This window comes from Neisseria sp. P0022.S010 (assembly GCF_051956635.1).
Genome location: NZ_JBQCXF010000111.1, coordinates 1 through 8,354 on the forward strand (window position 1 = coordinate 1; position 8,354 = coordinate 8,354).

Genomic DNA, 8,354 nt, shown 5'->3' on the forward strand with positions numbered 1-8,354 from the left:
GCATGAAAACTCTCCTAATTTGTCATAGTCGCATACAAAGCATTCAGTTTGCCTTGTACGGACAAATCCAAGACCTGATCACCCACTTCTACTTTGATGCCGCCGATTAATTCAGGGGCAACTTTAGTTACCACATCCAATTTGCTGTTGAAGCGTTTTGTCAGGATATCGGTAACATCGGCCAACTGCTGAGAACTGAGCTCATACGCGCTGTAAATTACTGCCGATTTCGTATTGTTGTGTATCAAGGTCAAATCTTGATATTGGGCATAAATTTCCGGTAATACCAGCAAACGCTTTTGCTCGGCCAAAACGGTAATAAAATTTGCCAATTCGACATTTTTGATACCGACAAGACCTTTGAGCGTTTCTGCCTTTTCGGAAGCTCCCGTTTCCGGCTGCTCGATGAAAGCAATGACTTTCTCATCCTGAACAACCGCTGCGAGTTCTTTCAGTTCGCCCAACCAAGACTCGATTTGTTTTTTTTCCTGAGCCAGACTAAACAATGCTTTCGCATAAGGTCTGGCAATCGTTGCGAACTCTGCCATAAGATTACAGCTCCTGTTTTAAGGCACTGAGCAGATCTGCATGTTTGGAAGCATCGACTTCTTTACGCAGGATAGATTCCGCACCTTTAACAGCCAATGAAGCGACCTGTTCACGCAACACTTCGCGTGCACGGTTAACTTCTTGCTCTACATCAGCTTTTGCTTGGGCTGCAATGCGTGCTGCTTCATGAGAAGCTTGCTCTTTGGCTTCTTCTACAATTTTCGCAGCACGTTTTTCGGCGTTGGCAACCATTTCGGTTACCTGATTACGCCCTTCGGCCATAAGTTCTGCAACTTTTTTCTCTGCCTGCTCAAAATCGCTCTTACCACGCTCGGCGGCAGCCAAGCCCTCGGCGATTTTTGCGGCACGCTCATCCAATGCTTTGGCAATCGGAGGCCATACGAATTTCATCGTAAACCAAACCAAGCCAAAGAAAACTAGGATTTGCGCAAATAAGGTTGCATTAATATTCACGTTACTTAACCTTCGTATCTGGGTTAATCAAACAGACGGCAAGCCTGTATCTGAACGGATCGCTCCGTCTTGATTACGCACCACCAAACGGGTTAACGAAGGCGAACAACAGGGCAATAGCCACACCGATCAAGAAAGCCGCATCGATCAGACCAGCGATCAAGAACAGTTTGGTTTGCAGTGGACCGATCAGCTCAGGTTGGCGGGCAGAAGATTCCAAGTATTTAGAACCAACCATTGCGATACCGATAGAGGCACCCAATGCGCCCAAGGCAACGATCAAACCACATGCGATAGCAATCAAACCCATTTTTAAACTCCTTAAAATAGTAAAGGTTAAACTACAAAAAACAAACTACGAAAAAACTACTTGATTAGTGTGCATCATGCGCCTGTCCGATATATACGAACGCCAACGCCATGAAAATAAATGCCTGCAAGGTGATAACCAAAATGTGGAAAATCGCCCAAGCCAAACCGGCAATCAGGTGGAACACAAATAAAATTGGATCCAAAGTCTCGACACTGCCGGTTGATGCCCATGCACCACCCAACAAAGCGATCAGCAGGAACACCAGCTCGCCGGCATACATATTACCAAACAACCGCATACCGTGGGATACGGTTTTGGACAAAAACTCTACCAAGTTCAGCAGGAAGTTGGCTGGAGCAAGCCACGGACCGAAAGGTGCGCAGAACAACTCGTGAATCCAACCGCCAAGGCCTTTGATTTTGACATTGTAGTAAATACAGATCAGCAATACGCCAATCGCCAGAGCCAAAGTCGTATTCAAGTCAGCTGTCGGCACGACGCGCAACAGAGCATGATGATTACCGGTAATGCCTTGCCATGCCATCGGCAGCAAATCAACCGGCAGCATATCCATGGCATTCATCAAGAGAATCCAGACAAACAAGGTCAGACCCAACGGGGCAACGGCTTTACGCGATTGTTCGTTATGGATAATGCTTTTACACATATCGTCCACAAATTCGAACAGAATTTCAACAGCCGCTTGGAAACGACCGGGAACACCGGCCGTCGCTTTTTTGGCACCGCGCCACAAAAGGAAGCTACCGATTACGCCCAACAGAACAGCAAAAAAGATTGCATCAAGGTTAATGAACGAAAAATCAGCAATGTTTTTCAGTCCTTGACCCTGAGTAACATCCGACATACTGGTCAAGCTTTGCAAGTGGTGCTTGATGTAGTCGGCAGCGGTCATAGTTTCACCTGCCATAGTGTTTTACTCTCAACAATACTAAAAAAACCAAATGACTGACGCCAAGAAACGCCAATAAAAATGGGTAAAATACCAGTGATCGATGCCATATCGCAAAAACGACCAACATAGATACCAGCGACAGCACTACTTTTAAAACCTCTCCGCCGATAAACATCGAACTTTGCAGATCGGGATTTCGTCGGGAAAACTTTAAAAGTAAAACTGCAACAAGGGTAGGCACAATGTACGAAAATCCTCCCGCCAAAGCAGAGAGGAAGCCGGGCAATCCGGAGAATAATGCACAAACAACTGAAATTATTAATAATACAATCACTTGCAATGGGACTATCTGATTCATTGTACTTTGCACCCCAAAAAGCAAGGCAGGCTAATATAATCAAGAAGTTTGTTAACGTCAAGCAATATGTTAATCTTTGTGAACCTTTCATAAATAAATGATTAACACATATAAAACAAATCTTTGCTGGAATGGAGTTTAACACAAATTACATGTTGTTACATAGATTTTACAGAAGATTTTGATTTGTATTGTAAACATTTATACGCTCTACGCTTTTTCAAAAATTGAGGCCGTCTGAAAAGCTTTTTTCAGACGGCCCGTTCTGTTTATAAAGCCGTTAGAACGCTTGATTGATGCCCAACTGCTTCAGCAAATATTCGAATGTTTCCGGCGTATCAAAATGCAGCACGATTTTGCCTTTTTTCTGATTGCTGGTTTTGACTTCGGCATTAACGCCCAAATGCTCGGTCAATGCATCATTGATGCGGCGGATATCCGGGCTGATGGTTTTGGCTGCTTCGGGCTTGGCTTTTTGATGCGCCAATTGGCTGCGGCGCTCTACCTCGCGCACCGACCAGCCGTTTTTGACGGCTTTTTGCGCCAATTCCAATTGGTCAACTACATGCAAGGTCAGCAACGCACGGGCATGACCCATTTCCAGACGGCGTTGGTAAAGCATTTCTTGAACCGGCTCAGGCAGGCTCAACAGGCGCAGGCTGTTGGAAATGGCGCTGCGGCTTTTACCGACGGCTTTTGCGATGGTTTCGTGGGTCAGGCCGAATTCGTCGGCGAGGCGTTTCAAACCTTGCGCCTCTTCAATCGGATTGAGGTTTTCGCGTTGCAGGTTTTCAATCAAACCCATGGCCAACGCGGTTTCGTCGCTGATGGTTTTGATGACGACGGGAATTTCGGTCAAACCGGCCAACTGGGAAGCGCGCCAACGGCGTTCGCCGGCAATCAATTCATATTGAGACAGACCACGTTCGCGTACGATAACCGGCTGGATAATGCCTTGCGCTTTAATGGAGTCAGCCAATTCCTGCAAGGCTTCGTCATCCATTTGCACACGCGCCTGATAGCGGCCGGGCTGAATATCGGCGATGGCAACCGTTGTCAGGCGATCGCTACTGCTGCTGTCCACCGCATTGGATATCAGCGAATCCAAACCGCGTCCCAATCCTTTTGCTTTTGCCATATTGTTTTCCCTTTCAGACGGCCTCAATGTTGAAATGACGTATTCTATCGGATATTGCCGCTTTACGACAATTTGAATCACGATGATTTGACCCTTGCCGTTTATTTACGGAGCGAAACCGCAAACACGCCCCTTAAAGCATTACTCAAGCGGATTTCTTCCGCATTTTCCAACATAGAACGCGAGATGTGGGTTTCTTTGATTGTATCCGCACCTAAAAGCCGCGGCTGCTTCAATACCGCTTGGCGCATTACCCCGTTCAAAATATCCAAATCCAAAGACGGCGTGAGCCATTGTCCTTGATATTTGACGAACACATTGCTTCTTCCACCCTCTAACAAAAGGCCGTCTGAATTGAAAAACAGGCTGTCAAATGCACCCTGCCCTTCTGCCGTTTTCCATGCTTGGTCAAAAATTTCACGGCGCGTAGTTTTGAAACGGCGCAGATAATCGCGTTGGCTTAATGTGTGTTCACTCAGGACGACGTATTGTTGCCCATCCAATTCAGAAACAGCCGCATGGCTCAATGCAAGGCCGTCTGAAAACAAGGCGGCTTTGACTCTAAACAACCCATTTGGCAACGCATCTATATAATGTTGGATTTGCTCTATTGCGTTTTCAGGCCAAGTCAGGTTGAGTGCTTGCGCCGAGCTGTTCAGACGGCCCAAATGCAAATCAAGCAAACGGCATTGTTTGTCTTCCACGCGCATGGTTTCAAAAATACCGAAATCAGGCCGCAAGTCATTGAGAAAACGCGCCTTCCAACCGCACTCGCGATATTCGGCTTCAGGATCGCTATCAATCACAATCCCCGAACCCACACCATAAACACCTTGATAAAGGCCGTCTGAAATTGGCTTCAGAGATAAAGTACGGATCACGACATTGAACACACCTTCAAACCCCAAACCCGTATCACACGGATGCAAAAAGCCAATGCTGCCTGTGTACAAACCGCGCGGCTCAAATTCAAGGGACTCAATAATCTGCATACTCATGCGTTTGGGTGCGCCGGTGATACTGCCGCACGGGAAGGCTGCGCGGATAATATCGGCAACCGAAACATCAGCCAGCGCCTGCGCTTCGATGGCACTGGTCATCTGCCAAACACTGCCGAAACGGGAAACTTTAAACGGTTCAGGCACGCGTACTTTGCCTGTCTGCGCGATTTTGCCGAGGTCGTTGCGCAACAAGTCGACAATCATCACATTTTCGGCGCGGTTTTTCGGGTCGTTTTGCAATTCAACGGCGCGGCGTTCATCTTGCCCATCGTGAAGAATCGGCGCAGTGCCCTTCATCGGCTCGGTTGTAATCAGGCCGTCTAAATCGATTTTGAGGAAAAGTTCGGGAGAAAAACACAAAGTCCACGCCTCCTGCCCTACCCCGTCGGGCAGACAAGACAAAACGGCATACGGCACAGGCTGGCGCAAGCGGCGATAAAGCTGGATCGGATTGCCGTAAGTTTGCAGGTGCAGGCGTGCGGTGTAATTGATTTGATAGGTATCGCCGCGGCGGATGGCTTCGTGGATTTGACGGATATGCTCGAGATAATCGGCTTCGGATACGGAGAATCGGGGAGTAGAAATACCTGCCTCAAGGCCGTCTGAATGATTGGCCAGCCAGTTTTCGGCATCGATTTCGGAATAATCGGCAAACCAGTGCAAACGCAGACTGCCACTGCGGCCAGACGGAATATCCATCAGCAGCAATCCGAATTCGTAGTCTGCAAACAACACTGCATGCAAACCCTTTTTCCAGCCGGCTTGCAAAATACTTGTTAACGAATCCAGTTCGTTATGATAAAACCGATGGCTTTCTACATGATTTTGATAGAGTTTTGCTCGGCCGCTCACGGCATCGTCAAACAGGGCGAAATAAGGCATGATTGCTGTACAAATAGGCTGATTATACGCTGCTTTTACATAAGTTAGCAGACAAATTCAAAAAAAGTACTCTAATGTAATTTTATGTAGTCGAACGAGGCATAAAAGGGTAGAATCAAACCATACCACACTATATCATTTAAAACTTAATCGATAAGGAGACTTTATGGCAGACCACCAACTAGAACCATTCGAGAATGTTGAACTGGGCGAGAAACAAGACCAGCTGCAAGTATTCGAAAAGGCTGTTTTGGAACACGAAGGACGCGGTTCAGACGAAGATTCCAGCAGCGCACCGCTTCCTGCCAACTACCCGTACAAACAACGTATGCGCCGTTCTGTTTACGAAAAAGAAAAACAGAAGCTGCAAATCGAATTATTGAAAGTACAAAGCTGGGTTAAAGATTCTGGCCAACGCATCGTCAGCCTGTTTGAAGGCCGCGATGCAGCCGGTAAAGGCGGTACCATCAAACGCTTTATGGAACATTTGAACCCGCGCGGCGCACGCGTTGTCGCACTGGAAAAACCGACCACTACCGAACGCGGCCAATGGTATTTCCAACGCTACATCCAAAACCTGCCGACCGCGGGCGAAATGGTATTCTTCGACCGCTCATGGTACAACCGTGCCGGCGTAGAACGCGTCATGGGCTTCTGCGAACCTAACGAATACCTGCTCTTCATGCGTCAAACCCCTGAATTGGAACGCATGCTTGTTGCCAGCGGCATCCACCTGTTCAAATTCTGGTTCTCCGTATCCCGTGAAGAACAACTCCGCCGCTTCATCTCCCGTCGTGACGACCCCCTGAAACACTGGAAACTGTCCCCCGTGGACATCCAGTCACTCGACCGCTGGGACGACTACACCGAAGCCAAAAACGCCATGTTCTTCCACACCCACACCGGTGACGCGCCTTGGGTCATCATCCGCTCCGATGACAAAAAACGCGCACGTTTGAATTGTATCCGCTACTTCCTGCACCAGCTGGACTATCCGGGCAAAGACGTGAAAGCCATCGGCAAAGTGGACGATAAAATTGTTTTGATTCCCGACACACGTTACAAAGAAAAAACTGTAGACATCGGACACGATTAAAATCTAAGATCGAGTAGTTATTGACTCAATTAAGTGGATTTTTGTTCTGATATTTTCGGAATAAAAATCCACTTACTTTATGGAAAACCGTCATCAGACTATTTGGCTACGCAATGACATCTAACAACAAAACAAATATCTATACCAAATTCTTCAACACCGAAACATTAGATGCTGTCCCCGTATGGCAGTTTGACGAATACATTGACGGCATCAACACTCGCCGAATCTATTTACATGCAGATGGGCATACCGAAAACATCTCCGAACGCGACAACTTATTACATGGGGAATTAACCGATTTAGATTTATCATACAGCGAGTACATCAGCCCATCAGAATTTGAAAAACTTTGGCAATAATATTAAATACGAAATCATACAGCTAAAGGCCGTCTGAAATTTCATCTTTCAGACGGCCTTTTCTTAATCCTCACGATTCCAATACGTTTTTTGTGCGAATACCAATTTATTGTCAGTGAATTTTACATTATCCAAATTCAACGCCCAGACATCACTTTTCATCACCCTGGCGGCAGGATGCGCTTTGTAAAATAAAGACTGCGCCGCTTTCAAATCCGCTTCATCTTCAATCAAAGCGGCAGTCGCCGCAAACTGAACACCGCTGATTTTTGTGATACTGTCGGGCTGACCGGCGATGGTGCCGGCTACTTTGGCAGAACGGCTCATCAGTCCGCCATGCTTTGTTTTCAAAGAAGTCAGCACAATCAGGCGGGCATTGGCTTCATCAAACACATAAAAACAACAAGCCGCCCAAACTTCGCCGTCTGCCGCAGCGGCAATACTGACGACATGATGATTGCTCAAGAATTTAACGATATTGGCAGGAATCGCTTGCATGATTTTTATCCTCTTTCTCAGTGTATTAAATTTATTTTCAGGCCGTCTGAAACATCAGCCCTGCCAGCGCGGCGCATCGGTTTGAACAATACTGAACAAGTCCAAAGCATGAGACACGCTGTGCGTAATCATATCATCAATGGATTCGGGCTTCTGATACAGAGCCGGAACAGGAGGAAACACTATGCCGCCCATCTCTGTTACACGGCGCATATTGTCGATGTGTGCCAAGTTTAACGGCGCTTCACGCACCATCAACACCAGCCTGCGCCGCTCTTTCAACGTTACATCCGCCGCACGGCTGAGCAAATTATCGGCAAACCCGTGAGCAACCGAAGCCAAAGTTTTCATTGAACACGGCGCAATCAACATTCCGTCCGTCAAAAACGAACCGCTGGCAATACTTGCGCCGACATTACGGACAGAATGCACGACATCCGCCAAAGCATAAACGTCTTCTTTGGTGTAATCCGTTTCCAAAGCGCGGGTCATCTCCGCCCCTTGCGAAACCACCAAATGCGTTTCTACCTGATGCTCACGCAAAAGCTGCAAAGCCTTCACGCCATACTGAAAACCGCTGGCACCGCTGATGCCGACAACCAAACGCTTCATTGTATTTCCCTGTCTCGGCCTAAAAATAAAGGAAAGGCAGATTCTCAAGACGAAAAAATAACCGCTAAAAAGCGGTTAGATTTTCTAATGTGGTGCCGACAGCGAGATTTGAACTCGCACAGCCTACGGCCACTACCCCCTCAAGATAGCGTGTCTAC

At 47.3% G+C, this 8,354-nt stretch carries 11 protein-coding genes; 2 read left to right on the forward strand and 9 right to left on the reverse strand.

Features of this window, described 5'->3' with window-relative positions; translation table 11 throughout:
• Nucleotides 1-14: 14 nt before the first annotated feature.
• The 7 genes from ACTHUT_RS10645 to ACTHUT_RS10675 form a co-directional block, all read right to left on the reverse strand.
• The gene (locus tag ACTHUT_RS10645) at nt 15-548 is read right to left on the reverse strand and encodes a F0F1 ATP synthase subunit delta (RefSeq protein ID WP_440385969.1); all 534 of its coding nucleotides are present in this window, start codon (nt 546-548) and stop codon (nt 15-17) included.
• Nucleotides 549-552: 4 nt separating this feature from the next.
• Nucleotides 553-1,023 carry a F0F1 ATP synthase subunit B gene (locus tag ACTHUT_RS10650; RefSeq protein WP_003708446.1) on the reverse strand — a complete coding sequence of 157 codons (471 nt, stop codon included), beginning with the start codon at nt 1,021-1,023 and terminating at the stop codon, nt 553-555.
• Between the two features lie 73 nt (nt 1,024-1,096).
• Nucleotides 1,097-1,333 carry a F0F1 ATP synthase subunit C gene (gene atpE / locus ACTHUT_RS10655; protein ID WP_003748101.1) on the reverse strand — a complete coding sequence of 79 codons (237 nt, stop codon included), beginning with the start codon at nt 1,331-1,333 and terminating at the stop codon, nt 1,097-1,099.
• Between the two features lie 64 nt (nt 1,334-1,397).
• Complete coding sequence (gene atpB / locus ACTHUT_RS10660) at nt 1,398-2,264, reverse strand: F0F1 ATP synthase subunit A (RefSeq protein ID WP_003748099.1); 867 nt, start codon at nt 2,262-2,264, stop codon at nt 1,398-1,400.
• The gene (locus ACTHUT_RS10665; RefSeq protein WP_188214028.1) at nt 2,254-2,607 is read right to left on the reverse strand and encodes an ATP synthase subunit I; all 354 of its coding nucleotides are present in this window, start codon (nt 2,605-2,607) and stop codon (nt 2,254-2,256) included. The genes atpB and ACTHUT_RS10665 overlap by 11 nt, the downstream gene beginning before the upstream one ends.
• 280 nt (nt 2,608-2,887) lie before the next feature.
• The gene (locus ACTHUT_RS10670; RefSeq protein ID WP_070849077.1) at nt 2,888-3,745 is read right to left on the reverse strand and encodes a ParB/RepB/Spo0J family partition protein; all 858 of its coding nucleotides are present in this window, start codon (nt 3,743-3,745) and stop codon (nt 2,888-2,890) included.
• 101 nt (nt 3,746-3,846) lie between these two features.
• Entirely contained in the window at nt 3,847-5,628 is a 1,782-nt protein-coding gene (locus ACTHUT_RS10675; RefSeq protein WP_440385968.1) for a chorismate-binding protein, read from the reverse strand.
• A 166-nt stretch (nt 5,629-5,794) separates the two neighbouring features.
• Between ACTHUT_RS10675 and ppk2 the strand changes: the two genes are divergently transcribed.
• Complete coding sequence (gene ppk2 / locus ACTHUT_RS10680; protein ID WP_003748092.1) at nt 5,795-6,724, forward strand: polyphosphate kinase 2; 930 nt, start codon at nt 5,795-5,797, stop codon at nt 6,722-6,724.
• 113 nt (nt 6,725-6,837) lie between these two features.
• Nucleotides 6,838-7,086: a hypothetical protein gene (locus ACTHUT_RS10685; protein WP_070824122.1), complete on the forward strand. Its 249-nt coding sequence runs from the start codon at nt 6,838-6,840 to the stop codon at nt 7,084-7,086.
• Between the two features lie 63 nt (nt 7,087-7,149).
• Here ACTHUT_RS10685 and ACTHUT_RS10690 read toward each other — a convergent pair whose 3' ends face one another.
• On the reverse strand, nt 7,150-7,584 hold the full coding sequence (locus ACTHUT_RS10690; RefSeq protein ID WP_036492087.1) for a pyridoxamine 5'-phosphate oxidase family protein: 435 nt from the start codon (nt 7,582-7,584) through the stop codon (nt 7,150-7,152).
• A gap of 54 nt (nt 7,585-7,638) precedes the next feature.
• A complete protein-coding gene (locus tag ACTHUT_RS10695) occupies nt 7,639-8,196 on the reverse strand; it encodes a UbiX family flavin prenyltransferase (RefSeq protein ID WP_440385967.1) in 558 nt (185 codons plus the stop codon).
• Between the last annotated feature and the right edge of the window lie 158 nt (nt 8,197-8,354).